The sequence below is a fragment of the Achromobacter sp. T5-5 genome (assembly GCF_055397965.1).
Genome location: NZ_AP027919.1, coordinates 2101203 through 2119332 on the forward strand (window position 1 = coordinate 2101203; position 18130 = coordinate 2119332).

General features: G+C 62.8%; 19 protein-coding genes and 1 tRNA gene. 4 read left to right on the plus strand and 16 right to left on the minus strand.

The window, feature by feature from the left end:
• Positions 1-55 precede the first annotated feature (55 nt).
• The 3 genes from ACZ50Q_RS09370 (at position 56) to ACZ50Q_RS09380 (ending at position 2974) form a co-directional block, all read left to right on the plus strand.
• Positions 56-1321, plus strand: coding sequence for an aspartate kinase (locus tag ACZ50Q_RS09370; protein WP_076520055.1), 1266 nt, complete (start codon positions 56-58; stop codon positions 1319-1321).
• 90 nt (positions 1322-1411) lie between these two features.
• Positions 1412-1504, plus strand: a tRNA-Ser gene (locus tag ACZ50Q_RS09375).
• Positions 1505-1690: 186 nt separating this feature from the next.
• Positions 1691-2974, plus strand: a complete 1284-nt coding sequence (locus tag ACZ50Q_RS09380; protein ID WP_464081293.1) for a tyrosine-type recombinase/integrase — start codon at positions 1691-1693, stop codon at positions 2972-2974.
• A gap of 584 nt (positions 2975-3558) precedes the next feature.
• Here ACZ50Q_RS09380 and ACZ50Q_RS09385 read toward each other — a convergent pair.
• The 8 genes from ACZ50Q_RS09385 to ACZ50Q_RS09420 all read right to left on the minus strand — a co-directional run bounded on the left by ACZ50Q_RS09385 (position 3559) and on the right by ACZ50Q_RS09420 (position 10261).
• Entirely contained in the window at positions 3559-6384 is a 2826-nt protein-coding gene (locus ACZ50Q_RS09385) for a toprim domain-containing protein (protein WP_464081294.1), read from the minus strand.
• Position 6385: 1 nt separating this feature from the next.
• A complete protein-coding gene (locus tag ACZ50Q_RS09390) occupies positions 6386-6616 on the minus strand; it encodes a helix-turn-helix transcriptional regulator (protein WP_464081295.1) in 231 nt (76 codons plus the stop codon).
• Positions 6613-8499, minus strand: coding sequence for a DNA cytosine methyltransferase (locus ACZ50Q_RS09395; protein WP_464081296.1), 1887 nt, complete (start codon positions 8497-8499; stop codon positions 6613-6615). Before ACZ50Q_RS09395 ends, ACZ50Q_RS09390 begins: the two co-directional genes overlap by 4 nt.
• Before the next feature lie 291 nt (positions 8500-8790).
• On the minus strand, positions 8791-9072 hold the full coding sequence (locus ACZ50Q_RS09400; protein ID WP_464081297.1) for a hypothetical protein: 282 nt from the start codon (positions 9070-9072) through the stop codon (positions 8791-8793).
• The gene (locus ACZ50Q_RS09405) at positions 9069-9272 is read right to left on the minus strand and encodes a hypothetical protein (RefSeq protein WP_464081298.1); all 204 of its coding nucleotides are present in this window, start codon (positions 9270-9272) and stop codon (positions 9069-9071) included. The genes ACZ50Q_RS09400 and ACZ50Q_RS09405 overlap by 4 nt, the downstream gene beginning before the upstream one ends.
• 127 nt (positions 9273-9399) lie before the next feature.
• On the minus strand, positions 9400-9774 hold the full coding sequence (locus ACZ50Q_RS09410; protein WP_464081299.1) for a hypothetical protein: 375 nt from the start codon (positions 9772-9774) through the stop codon (positions 9400-9402).
• Complete coding sequence (locus ACZ50Q_RS09415) at positions 9771-10046, minus strand: Ogr/Delta-like zinc finger protein (protein WP_464081300.1); 276 nt, start codon at positions 10044-10046, stop codon at positions 9771-9773. Before ACZ50Q_RS09415 ends, ACZ50Q_RS09410 begins: the two co-directional genes overlap by 4 nt.
• The gene (locus tag ACZ50Q_RS09420) at positions 10043-10261 is read right to left on the minus strand and encodes a helix-turn-helix domain-containing protein (RefSeq protein ID WP_464081301.1); all 219 of its coding nucleotides are present in this window, start codon (positions 10259-10261) and stop codon (positions 10043-10045) included. Before ACZ50Q_RS09420 ends, ACZ50Q_RS09415 begins: the two co-directional genes overlap by 4 nt.
• Before the next feature lie 86 nt (positions 10262-10347).
• Here ACZ50Q_RS09420 and ACZ50Q_RS09425 point away from each other — a divergent pair, with 86 nt between their 5' ends.
• The gene (locus ACZ50Q_RS09425; protein WP_464081302.1) at positions 10348-10800 is read left to right on the plus strand and encodes a helix-turn-helix domain-containing protein; all 453 of its coding nucleotides are present in this window, start codon (positions 10348-10350) and stop codon (positions 10798-10800) included.
• Positions 10801-10911: 111 nt separating this feature from the next.
• Here ACZ50Q_RS09425 and ACZ50Q_RS09430 read toward each other — a convergent pair whose 3' ends face one another.
• The 8 genes from ACZ50Q_RS09430 to ACZ50Q_RS09465 all read right to left on the minus strand — a co-directional run bounded on the left by ACZ50Q_RS09430 (position 10912) and on the right by ACZ50Q_RS09465 (position 18130).
• Positions 10912-12000: a contractile injection system protein, VgrG/Pvc8 family gene (locus tag ACZ50Q_RS09430; RefSeq protein ID WP_464081303.1), complete on the minus strand. Its 1089-nt coding sequence runs from the start codon at positions 11998-12000 to the stop codon at positions 10912-10914.
• Positions 12000-12455 (minus strand): phage tail protein, encoded by a 456-nt coding sequence (locus ACZ50Q_RS09435; protein ID WP_464081304.1) that lies wholly within the window; start codon positions 12453-12455, stop codon positions 12000-12002. Before ACZ50Q_RS09435 ends, ACZ50Q_RS09430 begins: the two co-directional genes overlap by 1 nt.
• 12 nt (positions 12456-12467) lie before the next feature.
• On the minus strand, positions 12468-15500 hold the full coding sequence (locus tag ACZ50Q_RS09440; RefSeq protein ID WP_464081305.1) for a phage tail tape measure protein: 3033 nt from the start codon (positions 15498-15500) through the stop codon (positions 12468-12470).
• A gap of 3 nt (positions 15501-15503) precedes the next feature.
• Positions 15504-15620 (minus strand): GpE family phage tail protein, encoded by a 117-nt coding sequence (locus ACZ50Q_RS09445; protein ID WP_463094970.1) that lies wholly within the window; start codon positions 15618-15620, stop codon positions 15504-15506.
• 8 nt (positions 15621-15628) lie between these two features.
• Positions 15629-15988, minus strand: coding sequence for a phage tail assembly protein (locus ACZ50Q_RS09450; RefSeq protein ID WP_464081306.1), 360 nt, complete (start codon positions 15986-15988; stop codon positions 15629-15631).
• A gap of 26 nt (positions 15989-16014) precedes the next feature.
• Positions 16015-16530: a phage major tail tube protein gene (locus ACZ50Q_RS09455; RefSeq protein ID WP_464081307.1), complete on the minus strand. Its 516-nt coding sequence runs from the start codon at positions 16528-16530 to the stop codon at positions 16015-16017.
• A 55-nt stretch (positions 16531-16585) separates the two neighbouring features.
• Positions 16586-17767, minus strand: a complete 1182-nt coding sequence (locus ACZ50Q_RS09460) for a phage tail sheath protein (RefSeq protein ID WP_464081974.1) — start codon at positions 17765-17767, stop codon at positions 16586-16588.
• Positions 17768-17914: 147 nt separating this feature from the next.
• The gene (locus ACZ50Q_RS09465) at positions 17915-18130 is read right to left on the minus strand and encodes a hypothetical protein (RefSeq protein ID WP_464081308.1); all 216 of its coding nucleotides are present in this window, start codon (positions 18128-18130) and stop codon (positions 17915-17917) included.

The window sequence follows — 18130 nt, forward strand, 5'->3', positions numbered from 1 at the left end:
GAATATATGGTTTTGCCCGTCAACACTTGCGGCGGGTGTCCAGCCAGAGCACGAGATGTCCCTGATCGTTCACAAATATGGCGGTACTTCGATGGGCTCGGTCGAGCGCATCAAAAACGTGGCGCGTCGCGTCGCGAAGTGGCATGCCGCCGGCCACCAGGTTGTTGTAGTCCCGTCCGCCATGGCGGGCGAAACGAATCGTCTGTTGGGTCTGGCGCGCGAAATCACGCCCCAGCCCGACGGCCGCGAACTCGACATGATCGCCGCCACCGGCGAGCAAGCCAGCAGCGGCCTTCTGGCCATTGCCTTGCAGGCCGAGGGCGTGTCCGCGCGCAGCTATGCCGGTTGGCAAGTGCCCGTGCGCACCGATTCGTCGTTCACGAAAGCCCGCATTTCGTCCATCGACGACGCGCGCATCCGCGCCGACCTCGATGCCGGCCGCGTGGTCATCGTGACGGGCTTCCAGGGGATCGACCCCGACGGCCACATCACCACGCTGGGCCGTGGCGGTTCCGACACCTCGGCCGTGGCCGTGGCGGCCGCCATCAAGGCCGACGAATGCCTGATCTACACCGACGTGGACGGCGTCTACACGACCGATCCGCGCGTGGTGCCCGAGGCGCGCCGCATGTCCGTCGTTTCCTTCGAGGAAATGCTGGAAATGGCATCGCTGGGCTCCAAGGTCCTGCAGATCCGTTCGGTCGAATTCGCCGGCAAATACCGTGTGCCGGTCCGGGTCCTGTCCTCGCTGACCGACCCCCTTATCCCGCTCGAGGAAGAAATGGTCTCGGGCACGCTGATTACTTTTGAGGAAGACGAAAAAATGGAAGCCGCCGTTGTCTCCGGCATCGCCTTCAGCCGCGACGAAGCCAAAATCACCCTGCTGGGCGTTCCCGACAAGCCCGGCATCGCCTTCTCCATCCTGGGCCCGGTCGCCGCCGCCAACATCGACGTCGACATGATCGTGCAGAACCAGTCCGTGGCCGGCACGACCGACTTCTCGTTCACCGTGAACCGCAACGAATTTGGGCGCGCCGTGGACCTGCTCAAGCGCGAAGTCATCCCCGCCGTGGGCGCGCGCGAACTGTCCACCGACGAAAAGGTCGCCAAGGTCTCCATCGTCGGCATCGGCATGCGCTCGCACGTCGGCGTTGCCAGCCTGATGTTCCAGACGCTTTCGCAAGAGGGCATCAACATCCAGATGATCAGCACCAGCGAAATCAAGACCTCGGTGATCATCGACGACAAGTACATGGAACTGGGCGTGCGCGCACTGCACAAGGCCTTCGGCCTGGACCAGGCGCCCGCCACGAAGGTGTAAAGGCAACGGGTCCGGCACGATTTTTTTGATGGAAGGCCCGCATCGCGGGCAAGACCGAAAAAAATCGTGCTAGAATCTCGTTCTCTTTTCGGAGACGTGCCCGAGAGGCTGAAGGGGCTCCCCTGCTAAGGGAGTATGTGGCTAAAAACTGCATCGTGGGTTCGAATCCCACCGTCTCCGCCAGAATTTTGCACCTGATTGCCTCAGGTTGCCCCAAAACCCGCACCAGCGCTTGCTGTGCGGGTTTTTTCTTGCCTCACGTTGCCCCACGTTGCCCCCGGACAGCTCACGTTTTTTGCTGGTATTTTTGCTGGTACATTCGGCCCTTTCGCGGCAACCAGCAAAAAATACCAGCAGGAGGGCAGGAACATGGGTGCGTTTGCCAAGCTGACGGACGTTGCGCTGCGCAATGCCAAGCCTCAAGACAAACAGGTCAAACTATCCGACGGCGGTGGCCTCTATCTGGCGGTGATGCCGAGCGGCGCGAAGTATTGGCGCTTTGACTACCGATACCATGGCAAGCAGGCCACGCTAGCCCTGGGCGTCTATCCAGCCGTGTCCGCACGACAGGCCAGGCAGGAACACCAGGCCGCCCGCGCTCAGCTTAGTGCCGGCCTGGACCCTGCAGCTGAGCGCAAGAAAGCCAAGCTGCTAAAGGCCAACGCCATGGCTGACGACTTCGAGAGCATCGCCCGCACATTGTGGCAATCGAAGCGGCGAGCAGGGCGTAGCGAGGGCTACGTCAAGTCCATCATCGAAAAGCTGGAAAAGGATGTGTTCCCGTGGATCGGCACGCGACCCATCGCGGACATCATCCCGCCCGAAATCCTGGCCATCCTGAACCGCGTTGAAGCGCGAGCGCCCGAGACGGCACGCCGCCTGCGCGGGATCATGGGCCAGGTGTTCCGCTGGGCCATGGCTTGCGGCAAAGCCACCAGCGATCCCACCGTTGCCATGAGAGGCGCGGTGTTGACGCCCAAGGCGGGCCACTTTGCCGCCATCACCAGCCCCCAGCGGTTCGGTGATCTGATGCTGGCGCTATCGAGCTACGAGAACGGCGAGATGGTCACACGCTGTCTGCTGCAGCTATCTCCGCTGTTGTTCCAGCGCCCCAGCGAGCTGCGACAGGCCAGGTGGGAAGAGTTCGACCTTGATGGCAAGGGGTGGGGATCGCCTATGTGGGATATCTCGCCAGAGCGTGCGGGCGCCACCGGAGACACCAAGATCACGCGCACTGGGTGGGAAAGTCATCTGGTGCCGCTGTGCACACAGTCTGTGGCGATCCTGCAGGCGCTGCGCCCGCTGACCGGGCACACGCCCTATGTGTTCCATTCGTCGCGCAATCCCGGAAACCCGCTATCGGATGGCGCCATCCGGGCCGCGCTGCAGCGTCTGGGTTTCCACGGGGAGATGACGGCGCACGGGTTCCGAGCTTCCACGCGGACTCTGGCCGAAGAGCGCTTGAAGGTTCCGCCCGAGCTGCTGGACTTGCAGATCAGCCACAAGGTGGTCGATGCGTTGGGACGGTCATACAACCGCACTGCGTTTTTGGATGAGCGCATCGCCTTCATGCAGCGGTGGGCCGATTACCTAGAAGGGTTGCGCGAAGAGGCGCGGCAACGTGGACGGCAGCGCGCCCAGGGGGAGGGGTAGCAAAAACACCGTGGGACCGTGTGAAACCGTGGGACGCTCCGGCGTCCCTTTTCTTTTCAAGGACTTACGGAAATGGCTTACGCGTGGAAGTCCCACGGTTTCGCCGCTTTCCGCTGTTGAAACCGTGGATACAAGATATCCACAATATTACAGACCGTGGGACCAGCCGAATTCATTTTTTCACTGCCTCCTTTCTTCTTTCTTCTTGTTTTTAAAGAGAAAAAAGAAGAAAAGAGGGAAGAAGGCGGGGGCAATGGTCCCACGGTCGATAAGTTGAAACCGTGGGACTGTGGAGGGTAAACCGTGGGACTTTTGAGGGGTGGTGAGCAAGGGATTCTGCTCCACGATCAACGACTTAGGTTAGTTGTATCAAGTGTATCCACGGTGATTTTATCTTCTGTGCCTGTCCCCAGACCGAAAATGACCCGGCGCGACGGCCGCCGCCCTCTTGACGCCGCTCGCCCGCCGAGGTAGGCGCAACGACCTCCACAGGGGATAGTTGATACGACAGTGTGGTTATTCCCGCAAGAAAACGCCCGCGGCTGCGGGCTGTCTCGGTAGCGCGGCGGTGGTGCCGTTGAGCCTTACGGCGGGCCGAAGGACTCACCAGGAAAGAAGGGCGTGGCATATAGGCCCAAAGCTTCGAGCTGGGAAAGTCGGATGCCCGTCAGGCGCGCGGTTCGCTGGCCCCGGATGATCTTGTCGGCGTTGTCGATCGGTTTGCCGCCAGCGGTGGCCACGACGCCCGAGGCCATGAGCTGCTGCTTGAAGATGCGGCCGGTCTTGACCGGTAGCGCGTCGAACTTGGCGCGCAGGTGTGACGATGTGGATAGGTGGTCCATGACGTGGTTCGGCCGCAGGTACAGGATGGTTTCGGTGCCGGCGTCGGTCTTTACGTTATCCCAGGCGTATGGGTACTCGTAGCGCTTGGCTTCCAGTTCCGACAGCAGAATTTCCATGATCCACACCCAGGGCAGGCGCGTGCCATTGGTGTCGGAGATATGAACGTTCATTTCCGTGAGCAGGTCCTCAATAAAGCCCCCCTGGTCAACGTCGATGCCGGCGAACTTGGCCAGCAGCTCCCACGCCGTCAGGATGGCCGCATAGTTTTCCTTCATGCGGTTGGCTGTTGCGTCGCGTGGATCCGCGCGGCCGCGCTTCTGGCACATGGCGAAGTACTTGGCGTGCAGCTCGCGGATTACGGCCGGCGGCTGGCCAGCGATGAAGCGCAGCCAGTCCCACACAGGGAACTGGGGCAAGTCGTGCGGCAGCATCGGGCCTTGCTTGGCTACGGCCAGCGACGTGCGGCAAATCTTAGATTGCAGGCTTTCAACGTCCACCTCTTCGCCGGCGAGCAGCACCGGCGCACACATAAGGTACGGCGTCAGCGATGCGCCCACGCGCGTGAACTCGAATCGGTAGGTTGACTGCAGCAGGCCGTCGATGTCGGACAGCACTTGTTTTGGCAGCTTGGAGAACTCGTCCCAGCCCACCGGTTGCGTGGTGTAGGAGACGCTGGCCCGCCGGCGGTGGTCAGTCTTGAGCATCTGCCCAGAGAGCACCTGGAACGCGAGTGACGCCTGCATAGACTCCAACAGCTTCGACTTGCCTGAACCTTTCTCGGCCTGCATCTGCATGTGCGGATAGAAGCCCAGCACCGCCTTCAGGTGTGCGCCCAAGGCCCAGACGACGCCGATGGCGGCCGCGTTGCCCTGGAACGTGGATTGATAGGCCTGGATGACGCGGGCGGCGTCGCTCTGGTGGCCGCGCGGAAATGTCATGTTGTAGTACAGGCATTGTTTCTGAGGCTCGGTGAAATAGCAGTCCGCCCCTTCCAGGGCAGCCAGCTCGCCGTCGCGCCAGGCCAGGCCGACAAAGTTCACTACGTCGCGCGCGCCCAGATTCGCTGTGCGTTCCAGGATGTTGACCATGCGGGCGAATTCGGCAGGCTTCCAGATGTGGCCGAACTTGCCTTTCCACCATTCGAGGTTGTAGAGCCGGTCATCGTTCACGACTTCGCGCTGCAGCACGTTGCCATGGCGTGCAACCTGGGCACTGACACCGAAGACGGTGTCGGGCTGAGAATCTGCCCCGCCGTTGATGGTGGCGAGATGGCTTTGAATGCGCAGGCGAGAAAAGCCCGCCACGCGGAAAGAGCAGAGGTCGCCCATGGTTTCGGACCTGCTTTTATCGCCGTCGTCATCGGCGTCATCCTTCCACTTTTCGACGTACTGCGTGAAGTCGTCCTTCACCCGATAGCGCCAGTACACGCCGAAGTCATGGCCAGGCAGGAACACGCGGCGCGCGCCGTCCTGGCGCTCGCCGGCGCCCGGCATGCCCGGGATCAGCCACGGTTCCAGTACCTTGAGCAGGCGCAGCAGGATGTCCGGACCGTCGGCCTGCAGGACATCGTTGATGTCCCGGCCTTCCTCCCAATCGAGCATGTCCACCATCATGGAGCCGATGTCCATGGCGGTGAGAATTTCCGACAGTGCCCACGCCGCCGCAAGGCCGGGGCGGAGGTTAGTGCGCGGGTTGACCTTGTCGTTATGGTCCAGCGCGATGATGACGCGCTTGCCACGCAGAAACGTCCAGTCGATGTGCTGGACGTTGCCGGTGCCCCGAATGGCCATGACGGCGGTGCCCGCCGGCAAGCCACACGTTTCGACGGAGAGCGCGTTAATGGGGCTTTCCACCACGTAGACGGTATGGGCTTGGCGCAGCTCGCGCATCGAGCTGCACCAGTAGTGTCCTTGCTTTTCGCCCTGGCACTGCGTCTTCACGTCGCCATTGAGGGCCGCATCTTGGTAGCGGAGGTCTACGGCGACAACGCCGTTTGTGCGCTCGTCACGCACGATGAATGCGGCCGCAGGCCCCCCGTGGCCGGGGGTGCCGGCTTTAACAGTGGGGCTTTTCCAGTCGTTCCATCCGAGCATGCGGTTGCGGATTGCCTTTTCTATCACCGCTTCCGATATCGCACGCCCCTTCAGGTAATCGCGTGCTGCGGCCGCGTTGGCCAAGCTCTTGTCGGCAATGTGGTCAACCATGCTCTTTCGTTCGGGCACCGCGCGCTCCACAGCCGCTTTTTCTGGCGGGGGCATGCCGAACCATTGCCCCAGGAGTTTGGCCGCCTCCATGGGGCTATGAGCGGCTTCCGGCATGCAGTATTGGACGAGATCAATGCAGCTACCGCCTTTGCCCTCGTCGGACCAGTCTTTCCATCCACGGCCGCCGTCGAAGATACTCAGCGATGCGCTTTTGTCGTCGTGGTGGGGGCTGTGGTAGTTGCCCTTTGCGCCGTGGCGGCGCAGGCCCAGGCGGTCGGCCAGGTCGTGCAGGTCGATATCGTTCTTGAGTCGAGAGAACCACGCGCGCAGGGCCGGGTTGCTGGTGTTGTTCGATGCCTGCATATCAGTTCACTTCTGTTTCGGGTACGCGGTACGTCGCGGGCTCTTTGATCCAGGCCAGCACGTCGCCGCCCCTGTAGCGTGTGCAACGGGTGCCAAGGCGTACGGGCTGCGGCGCTGTCCTGGCCAGGACGTAGCGCCGCCATGTTTCGCGGCCGACGCCGACGAATGGGGCAATTTCGGACCACGCATAGAGCCCTTCGGGTTTCAGCTTGATGTCTACGGTCGTCGTCATGCCGCCTTCCTCAAGAGCAGTTCCTTCGGCGCATTGGCGGCAATGAGCGCGACCGCCGGCGGCGGGCTGACACTGTTGCCGACCATGTGGACCTGCTGGGACTTCGTGAACACGCGGCCGTCATGACCGTGCGTGATGATGTAGTCGCGCGGGAATCCCTGCAGGTCGTACAGTTCGGCCGGCGTGAGCATGCGCAGGCGGATGTCCACGATCACGTAAGGCGTGCCCTGGATGTGGACGGTGACGAGCGCCAGGCGGTCGCGGGTGGTCAGGGTGCTTGCAGGCTCTCGCAGGTCGCCCCATTGGCCGCCCTCGCCGTAGTAGCGCATCAGGAATGCCGCGACCTGGAGCGCGCCGGCCTCGTCTTCGGGGGCCAGGTCGTACTGCACCAGGCCGAAGCGCGCAGCGCCCGCCAGGACGGTCTGCGCGGGCTCGCGCATGTCCGATCCGATGACGTTCTGGCTCATCGCGGTCAGGTGCGCGGCAACCAGACCATGGTGCTGTCCGCGCGCCGCGATGCCTGCCACGGGATCGCTGGCATCGGTGCCGAAGCTATGCCGACGCAGCGTCGTGAGATGTGCCGTGATCAGCTGCTGCTGACTGCCGCTGTTCGTGATGGTCGACGCGGCCCGGCGCAGGTCATGCGCGGGAGTGCTGTTGTAGCCGCCGTTTGCCTGCACCATAAAACCTGACGCCATGGCGTGCTTGATGCCGCCCGCAGTGACGGTACCCAGCGGCTGATGCAGATCGAGCGTGCGGGGCGCCTGGCCTTCGCGTTCGCCATACCCGGCCTGAATCAGGACGGGTGCGGACAGCATGAACTCGCCGCGGTGGGCGGCGGTAATCGTCTTGGCAGGCTCGCGCAGGTCGTAAACGCGGTCTGCGCCATGATGCGTCGCAGGCACCAGCGCGGGCGCCACGACAGCATGTGCGCCGCCGCGTGGCTTTGCCGTGATGGTGCTGATTGGTTGTCGCGCGGAATGCGATCCATCGCGGCTCCAGTTGGCGATAGGTACGATGAAGGGATCTGCGCTATCCAGAACGTACCGCTTCATGCCGCGCGAAATCCGGCGCATCGTGGCATCCGCCAGCGGCTTCTTGCGGCCGAAGATCGTCTTGCCCTCGATGCTCCAGTCGATGCCGTAAGCGGCCGGGCGCCAGCCGCGCTGACCCTTGGAAGGCTTCTTGTGGTGCGTGGCCTGCGGCCAGATGATCGGCAGGCCGTCCCGGCGCGCCATCATGAAAAGGCGCGTGCGTGTCGTGCCGGCGCCGTAGTCGGCAGCATTCAGCTCACGCCATTCGACGATGTAGCCCATGCCGCGCAGGATCGCCACCAGGCGGTGCCAGTGCTTGCCCTGTTGCTTGGGATCGGGGAGCAAGTATTGCTGCTCGACGGGTACGCGCTCGCCCGGAGCGGCAACCGTGCCATCCAGCTTCACAACGCGGCGCGTGGCAGGATCTCGCTTTGCAATCAGCCGGCCCCACTTCAGGATCTGAACCACATTCTCCAGGCTGATGATGTCGGGCATGACAGTCCCGGCCCAGCGAACGGTTACCCATGCCAGAGCGCGGATGTTCTTGCGGCGCGGCTGCCCGCCTTTGGCTTGGCTGTGGTCGGTGCAGTCCGGCGACAGGTGCAGCCAGCCCACCGGCATCCCATCGGTAGCCTGGCGCGGGCAGACTTCCCACACATCGGCGATGTAGTGCCGGGCTTGCGGGTGGTTCACCTCGTGCATACTCAAGGCGTCTGGGTTGTGGTTGATGGCGATGTGAACGTGCTGGCCGGTGGCCTGCTCATAGGCCGTTGACCAGCCGCCGCCACCAGCAAAGATGTCGACAACGAGCTTTGAGGCAAGGCCTAGGATCATTTGGGAAGTGTGCATGTCAGTCTTCTGTATCGCCCGCGCTGGCACGCTTCACGTCACGACGCAGGGGGGCTGGATGAAAGGATGACTTGGGTTGAATCGGGTTACTGCTGCGTATGACGCGCGGAGCAGTTGAAAGGGCAGGGGAATCGGCGCGGGATTGGACGCGAGCGGCCATTGCCTCGGCAGTGAGCGCCAAGCAGCGCGCCAGCAACGGCGAGCGCAAGGCGACATCTAGGGGACCGGACAGGCGGGCGGCCGTGTGGGCCTTGGCGAGCTGGGCAGTGGTGGGAGTCACGGCGGGTGCTTTCATCGTTCGCCCTTCGGTCCGAACAACTGGCGGTAGCGGGCCAGTTCTTCGGCAGTGGGTTCGTCGTTCATGGCGTTTCGCAGTGCGGCCGCTTCGGCATTGCAGCCATGCTGAAGGAGGAAGTGACGCAGTACCGACTCCAAGCCGCCTAGAAAGCCAGCGTTCTGCATGTTCAATCTTTCGCACTCGCCGACCATTCCGGCGATGGTCTGCGCCGTGATCTTGGCGCGGCGGATATTGGCAAGCAGCTCCATCGCGGATTTCTTACTTAGGTTGCTCATGATTCGGCCCCCAGCATGTCCCTTTCGCGCATCGCGCGGCGGGTAGCGGCGTGAACCTGGCAAGCGGCATCGCGCATGTCATTGGCAAGGACCTGCTCGCCTTCCGCGGCGATCACGAATACAGCGGCGCCTTGCTCGAAGTGCTGCACAAGCAACTGTTCCATCAGCTTGCACAGGGCGATCAGTTGCGTATCGCTCATGTGCGCCTCAACACGGGCCAGGACTGGTATCGCGGGCATCTAAGAATTCCTTAGGCAAAAGTGGTCCCTGCCTCACCTGAATGGCAAGGCGTTGAAACCTCGAAACGGGGGAGAGAAAAGAGGGGTGTTAGCTGCTGGAGAGCTGGGCGCGGTGCATGAGGAAGCACATCAGCTCTTCCGTCGTGATGACCACTGATTTGGGGTGACCGCGCACCTGCAGAAATAGGGCAAAAGTGGTGCTGCGGTCGGTGTCGATGGTCACGGGACTGGCATGCAGGGCTTCAGCGACGGCCTGGGCGGAATGCGTCTCTGCCGTGGCGGCGGAGCAACTGCAGAGAGCCTGCAGGTGGGCGGTGCAGCGTTCAGTCAGCATTTGCATGCCGTGTGCAGTGATCGGCTTACGGGACATGCCGATATCGTGGCGTACGAATGCCATCGCTTGATCCGAAATGAAGTCGCGCGAGAAGTCAGGCGCGGCAAAGCCAGGGACAGGGCAGTTCATAGCAGGCTCGCTTGTCGAGGGTCAGAGATTGCCGTAACCGCCATGCGCAGCGTTTCGCTGAGGGGCGACATCGGCAGGTTGATACCGGGCCGGGGAATGGCCGAGGGGGAAATAGTTGCGACCACTTCGATATGCGCTTTCCAGGTGTGACCACACGCGATGTTCTTGCATTGGAAATAGGCAATTCGCATGGTGGCCGATACCGCCTCGCTCGTGCGGACGGTGGCCCAGGTGTCGCAGTGAGGGCAGCTAATACCGAGTTTGGAACTCATTTGTTCGCTTTGGGTGTGGGTCCATAGATTTGGCTGAGCGTGACGCGCTTGCCTTTTGTTTTGGCCACCGCTACTAACGCATGTGCTACCGCCGGCGGGACTTTCTGGCGGCCGCGCTCATAGTGCGAAATGTTGGACTGACTCTTGCCAAGCGCTTTGGCAAGGTCTACCTGGGTCATACCCAGGCGCTGGCGGATGCGTTGAATCGGGTTCATGACGATGAATATTAGTAAGACGAATAAATTATGTCAACATTCGTAGTGTTTCGTCAATTATTAGTCGTTGTAATAAAGTGGACCATATGCCCGCCAAACCTCTTTCCGTCGAACAGCTGCAGGACGCTTCGCGCTTGAAGAACATCTATCTCGCGCGTAAAGAGGCGTTGGGCCTGACGCAAGCCGTCCTCGCAGATCAACTCGGCTTTGCGAATCAAAGCGGTGTGAGCCAGTATCTGAATGGGAAGATTCCGTTGAACGCCGAAGTCGCTGTGTTGTTTGCTGAGCAGCTGCGGTGCAGAGTCTCGGATTTCAGCGAGCAGTTGCAGAATCAAATTGATCGACTCGCCCAGCACGCTTCTGGTCGAGCGTGGGCCCCTCCGCCTGTGACGAAACAGGTTGATGACTGGCCGTTTTCAGTTTCGCGCGCCGCGTTTGACTCATTGCCTGCCTCTGAACGCAAGCGTATAGACGTCATGGTCCGCAGCTTTGTCGATAGCTTTGGACTGGAAAAAAAACGAGGACGAGCAGCCGCCTGAAGAAGAGCCCGAGCCGGTTTTCGTTCGGGGGGATGGCAACGTGATTCACGTACGCCGCTGGGAAAAAAATTTCCCTTTCACGTAACTAAATGCGTTAACAGCAACTCAATGTTAGGGTTGGTCGTCGTTGTCGTTGTCGTTGTCGTTGTCGCTTTCCGCGTCTTCGCCTTTCTGGAAAGAGTCGATGGTTTCGCCCTCTCCACTGGTGGTCAGACCGCCATCGTCCAGCTTGTGCGTGACGCGCGATAGCAACCAGACAGTGGATCCCATGGGTTCCTTGAGTCCGGCAAACCGCACCTTCGTTTGCGGCGACAGCTCTGGCCGGCCATAGGCCAAATCAAAATGCAGTGTCGCCATGCCTCGCTGCAGTCGTGCCCATTCGGCGCGGGCAGCTTCAAGCGCGTCCTCTTCGCTGGCATATAACTGGCGCAGGCGCTTGGCATTGCCGATAACGCCAGCAAGGACGTGCCGCCGCGTGGCCTTTCCCTTGTCCTGCCATGACGCGCGCACGCCAGTGTAAGAATCGCGGTCGGCGACGTGATACCGGATGCGGTCACCGTCGCGTCGCGTCAATTCGATGGTGGGCATTTCCTTGCCGCTGGCGGTGTCGCCCTTGCCCACCGGCAGAAACAGTAGCCTGCCCTCTTTGATCGTCGCCACCGCGTCGTAACGCTTGCCGATGCGGTTGAGAAATGCCAAGTCCGATTCGTCGGTCTGGTCGATATGCGCAATCTTCGTCTCGCCGAACTGGCCCACCACGGGCGCGAGGGCGTGAGCCTCGGCCACGGTCTGAACGATGGCCCGGATGGTGGTCTGGTGAAAGCTGCGCGTGGCGCGCGTGCGCAAGGCGTTTCCCATGTCCGCGCTGCGCGCCCGCAGGGTGATAGTGTCGGGCGGGCCGGAGAACTCCACCTCGTCGACTTCAAACGTGCCTTTGTCGACCAGGCCGCGCGGACCGTTCCACCCCAGGTAGACGCGCACAGAAACGCCACGCCGGGGAAGCTCCAGGCGTCCATCAGCGTCGTCTAGCACCAGGTCCAACTGGTCGGCCTGGTCGGATCGGCATTCCGTAATCGACAAGCTCATGAGGCGCGGCGCAACCCTGGCGGTCATATCCTTGCCGTCCACGATGACACGCCACTGCGGCGCGGGATGCTCGGCGCGCGGGCCTGCCTGGCTGGCGGTCGATTGCAGCGCCATCACAGTCCCCAGCCCAAGATCGAGCCATCCATTTTGTCGATGGGTATCTGCAGGTCATCCAGCAGCGGCCGCGCTTGCGAATCGTCCACGCATTTGAGCGTAAGCGTGAAGTCGACCTTCTGCGGCAAGCCGTTGACCATCAACATCGAGCTTTCGTCATCCAGGCCTGTGATGACGAATGCGCCGTGAACGGTGCCGATCCCGTCCACCATGACATACGCCTTTCCGGTGTCTCCCATGCGGCGCAGCAGCCGCAGACTGCTGGTAGTGCCGAAGAGCTGGGGGATGATCGTTCCTCCCAGCGTGAAGGTGTCTTCGCCCTTGCCCACGAATTGGTATGCGGGTCCGGCTCCCATCCGGGAGTTCGAGGGGTGCCGCCATTCCGTTTGCCGCTTGAGCGTCTGGTAGGCGGCCGTGGGCAGGCCGAAAATGAACATGCCTAGGGCCATCATCATGGTGGCGATCTCCTATTCGTTGTCGTGGTAGGCAGAGCGCAGGCGCGCGGCCTTGTCGCTATCGCGGCGGCGCAAGGCGTCCTCTACCGCTCGGGCGATGTCGTTGGCGCCGGCACCGGCGCCGTTGATTTGAATGGTGATGGTGTCGCCCTGCACGGTGATGGACCGCGCGCCCGCCGTCGCCGGCGCCATGGCGGGGCTGTTGTCGATCCTGGCCAGGGCGCCGCCTTCGTTCGCCAGCGCGGAGACGGGTGCTTGCGCTGCAGACGACGCCACGACCGCAGCCGGAACGGGCGCCAGCGCAGCAGGAGGCGGCAGGGCTGCCGCTGCCGGCAACATGGCCCCACCTATTGCCACGGACGCCGCGAGCGCCTGGGCGGCCTTTACGGCGGCCGGCTGGCGGTCTTCGATGCCGACCGCGGCCCCCTCGGAAACAAAGCCGCCCATCTCGGCAAACACGCGGCTGGGCGAACGGATGCCTAGCTTTTCCTTGAACCAGCCCACGATGCCGCTACCGATGTTGGAAATGGATTCTTTCAACGCGCCGCCCATGCTGGTGATGCCGTTGATAAGGCCCTTGATGAGCATGGAGCCGAATTCCGTAAAGCTGCCGGGCAGCTCGACGCCCAGGGCGCTCAGGGCGCCCGTGATTGCCTTGTACAGCAGGCCCAGCGGAGACCAATTCACCAGAAGCGCGCCGATCCCAGCCAGGCCGCCATCGAACGCGGTTTTGACGGATTCCCAAATGCCGGTGAAGAACGTTGTAAGCCCGGTCCAGGCAGTAGTCAGAATCGAAATAGGGTCAAGGGCGGCGAGGGCCAGGCGCAACCCGGCCAAAGCCGTATCGAATGTGGTCCTGACCTGGCCCCACAAGCCCGAGAAAAAGCCGGATAAAACCGTCCACGCGGCCGTCAAGATCGGCATGGGGTTCAGGCCAGCCAGTGCGGCGCGCAGCCCCGCCAGGGCCGTGCCAAAGACCGCAGACACCTGGCCCCACAGCCCCGTAAAGAACGATGCCAGGCCTGCCCAGGCGGCGGACAGCAGCGGCCGGGGATCGAGCGCGGTGAGCATCGAGCGCAGCAGGGCGAGCGCAGAGCCGAAGGCGGTCTTCACTTTCGCCCACAGATCGGAAAAAAACGCGCTGATCGTTCCCCAATGTTTGTAGATCAAGTACGCGGCGCCCGCGATTGCCGCGACCGCGAGCGCGATGGGGTTGGCCATCAGCAGCTTGCCCACGGACATGATGGCGCCGCCCAGCACCCCGAAGCCCCCTCTGGCCAGGTTGAACAGCACACCCAGCAAGCTGCCGCCCTGGATGCCCAGCATGGATAGGCCAAAGCGCACCATCACGAACGGCCCGAGGACGGCCGCTAGCGCCAGTGTTAGGGCACCGAAGGCAGCAACCAATGCGGCGACGGCGGCCGCGCCCATCGTGAGCGCGCTGGCCATCTTCGGGTTGGCTTTCATCCATTCGCCCACACTGCCGACCACGCCAGCCAGGCCGCGAACCAGCTTTCGTAGGCTCCCATCGTGCAGCTCTTCAACCTGGATGCCCACGTCTTCCCAGGCGCTGGAAAGCTCGTCCAGATCGCCAACCAGGTTGTTGGCCATCGTGCCAGCGGTCTTGTCGGCTTCGCCCGTGGTCTGCTCTTTCAGGGTGGTGACGAACTTCTGCAGGTCGCCCGTGCCGGCCTGGCCGACCAGCACCTGCAGGCCGCTGAAAGCTTCTTCGCCGGCGATGGCCTTGAAAATCCCGGAGCGCTCAGCGTTGCCCATCTTGGCCGTCTTCTTGTGCAGCTCTTCCAAGATGGCCGGAACCTCTCGCAGGTTGCCGGCGGCGTCCTTCGTGCTAATGCCCAGCCCATCGAGCGCATCGGCGGCGGCCTTGGGCGGGGCAGCGAGGCGTCCCAGGATTGAGCGCAGCGCCGTGCCGCCCATGCTCCCCTGTATGCCGGCGTCGCCCAGCTTGCCGGCCATGGCCGCCACGGTCTCGATGTCAGCCCCGACGCCGGCCGCCACCGGCGCCACGTACTTCATCGTTTCGCCCAGCATATAAAGGCTGGTGTTGGACCGCGTAAACGCGCCCGTCAGCACATCGCCCACGCGGCTCATCTGGTCGGCGGGTAGCTGAAAGCCGGTCAGGATGTTGGACCCGATATCGGCTGTTTGCGCAAGGTCGGTATCGCCCGCCTTGGCGAGCGACAACATGCCCGGCATGGCGTCGAGGATTGCCTTGGCGTTGAAACCGGCCATGGCAAGAAAGCCCTGCGCATCGGCGGCCTGGGTCGCCGAAAACATCGTGCTTGCACCTAGCTGGCGGGCCTGATCCCGAAGCGCCTTCATCTCGGGGCTCGCCTTGTCCTGGCGGGATAGCGCCTGAACCTTGCTCATCTTGGCGTCGAACTCCACGCCGGGCCGAATGAATCGTGACTCGGCGTAGAGCGCCGCCCCGCCCGTGGCCAGCGCGCCCGCGCCTGCCCCGGCCATCGCGCCGGCGGTGGCCTTGCCCGCGCTGTACTTCTCCTTGGCCGCCGTCAGTTTCTGTTGCTGGGCGGCCGCCGCCTGCAGCTTTTGCGTCTGGCGCATGAGCGCTTGGGAAGTCTGGTCAATCTGTTGGCGTAGGTTGCGCTCGTCGCGCGCCAGGCTTGAGCTGGAAACGCCTGCGCGGCTTAGGCCGTCACGCAAGCGCTGCAGCTCGATGGACTGCTGCCCGTGGCGGTCTTTCAGCAGCTGCGCGGATCGCACCGCCTGATTGAATTCCCGCGTCATGGCGCGGGTGGGGGTGGTGGTCGCCTGCATCTGCTGCGCAAGCGCGGTTACGCGCTGCTGCGCGGTGGCCAGCTCGGCGCGGGTGGACTGCAGGCCGCGCGCCAGCTCGCGGAACTGGCCGACCTCGCGCTGCGCGGCCGTGAGCTGCTTGAGTTTGCCGCGCAGGTCGGCAACGCCTTGCGCGGACGTACCGGCCGTGGTCCTTATCTTCTGCAGCGGTCCAGACAGCTTGTCCTGCAGGGCCGCGATGACGCGCAACTGTAGCGCCTTGTCCATCGTTTACGTCTCGGGTTGGTAGCGTACACGCGCGCGCTCGCGCCAGTCGGCCAGCTCGGCCAGGTCCATCGTGTTCATGGCGGCCGGCGGCCAGTGAAAGACCATGGCGATATCCGCCATGGCGTCTTCTACGGAGTTTGGATAGCCAGCCGCTCCGCCTTGCTCATAAAAAAACTGGCCAGCGTTGCCCCCGTGTTCAGCAGGTCGGCCGGGTCCAGATCGTTGATCTCGGCCGGCGTCAGGATGGGATCGCACACGCGCGGCAGCACGGTACGCAGGGCCTGGACATCGACCTGCACCAGCGCCATGAGGGTGACGCCGCGCAGCGCGCCGGCGTTGGGCTTTCGGATAAGCAGGCGTTTGATTTCGCCACTGCTGCGCTTGATGGGCTCGTCCAGGTCCACGGATTTCACGTTGTCCGTGTCGATGACTGCGGCCGGTTGATTGATGGCGTTCGGCTCGGTGCTGCTGGTGCTGGTGTCGGTCATGATGTTTCCGAATAGGTGTTGAGGGGTTACAGGCCGATTGCGGTGCGGATGGCCTGCATGGTGTCGACGTTGCCAACCATGTGGATCATGTTGATGACGTCGATCTCAAAGATGGTTTCGCCGTCAACGACTTCCTTGTAGTAGACGCATTCGGTGACCATCTTCATTTCGGTGTCTTCGCCAACCTTGAGCTCGCCCCGATCAATCTCCGAATGGCGGCCGCGGACGATGATCTCTACGCTCATGACTTCATTGGTGTCGTCACGCTGATAGGCCGCTGCGAACCGCAGCTGCACGCCGGCGACATCGACCGCGCCGTACTGCTTGAGCGTTTGCGTGAGATATCCGCCGCACGCCCATTCGACCTTGAGCGCGTCATCGTCCAGGCCGAAGTCAGCCTTCACAGCTCCACCCAGGCCGCCACCGCGAAAGGCCTCCATCTTGCGCGTGAGCTTGGGCGGCGTCACGGATGTGGCGACACCGGCGTAACTGGTGCCGTCGTTGTAGACGTTCATGTTCTTGAGCTTGCTGGGCAATCCCATTTCTTTGGCTCCAGGAATTTAGGTAGACCGGCGCGCACGGCGCCGGCCGTGGGGGTTAGGTGCCGACGCGCTGCGCGAAGTCCATCAGGTATTGGTCGGTGATGCGTTGACGGAATCCCAGGTCTTCCAGCGGCGGCACGGGCGTGTAGTCGTAATCGAGGATCAGCTTGCCGCTCTTCAAGGATTCCTTGGTGTTCGGCTCTTCGTCGTACCAGGCGCGGCCGTCGATGATGTAGCCCAGGGATTTGAGCTGCCGGAACTTGGCATTAATGCTTTCCAGGATGTCCTTGACCAACGACGGATGCATGGGCGCATCGACGGCCCACATGTGCGCCTCGGCCATCGTGTCGGCCAGGATTTGCGCGGTGCGGGTGTAGTTCTCGAAGGGGTACAGGCTTTCCGGGCCAGCGCAAGTGCGGCTTCCCCAGAAGCGGAACCCATCGCGGTTCACCAGCGTGGTGATGTCCTTCTCGTTGAGATAGCCGGCATCGGTCGCGGGGTCCTGCAGGTCCCAGAAGATGTCCTTGCTGATTCCCGTGACGCCGTTGACTGCGACGTTGGACAGCACCTTGTGCCAGCCGACTTCCTTATCCAGCTTCGCGCGCAGGCCCAGCGCGGCGGCCGATGCGGTGATGATGCCCTCGGCATTGGTGCGCGAGTCCCAGCCCAGGAAGTCCGGCCAGATCAGCATCAATTCGCGTTGGCCAAAGCCTTCACGGAATGCAGCCGCCTCTTCGATGGTGTTGCAGCCGGTGACGCTGGCGTAAGCGAAGCCGCGCAGCTTCTGCGCCGTCTCGGCCAGCGCCGCGATGGTGGCGGTGCTTTCCAGGCCGGGAATGCCGATGATGCGCGGCTTGACCTTGGGGCCGGAATTTTGCGCGGCCAGCAATGCTTTCATGCCGGTGTATCGGCCATTGGAATCTACGCCGCCGATGACATTGGAGGTGGTCTCGGCCTCGGTCTCGCCTTGTGCCACGCGCACGATGACGGCAACCGGGTTGGTCTGCGAGGCGATGGCCTCCAGCGAGCGCGCGAGCGTGCCTTTGGTGCCGGCCTTGCCGGCGGCGGTAGCCATGTTGGTGGCCAGGACCGGCGTATTCAGAGGAAAGGCCGCTGCGTCCGCGTCGTCGGCCGTGGCCACAAGGCCCACAACGGCGGTGGAAACGGTGCGGATGGGGCGCGTGCCGCCGTCGACTTCGACAACGCGCACGCCGTGATGGTATTGGTCAAGCGCCATAAAAAAGCCCTCAGAAGGTTGAGCCATTCCCGCTCTGCTTCATGCGGGGGATCGCTCAAATTCTGGGGGCTTGGCCTCGCGCGCGCACGGGGCGCGCTTTGTGGCTGGCGCACGTACAAGCGCCAGGCAATAGATTGCCGGCCGGAATCAGCTTTCGGCCGGTTCCTCCGGTTGGATGAATCGCGTGCCGTCGTAATGCCATCCGATAGACACGGCCTGGTCAGGCTCGCTTACCCGAACAGCCACCAGACCGGCGGTCGGGCGCCACGCGGTGCTGTCGCCGTCCCAAACGATGGTATTGGTCACGACGCCATCCGCAACCAGTGCATACACAGATTCGACGCTGCTGCTTTTGTCTTCCAT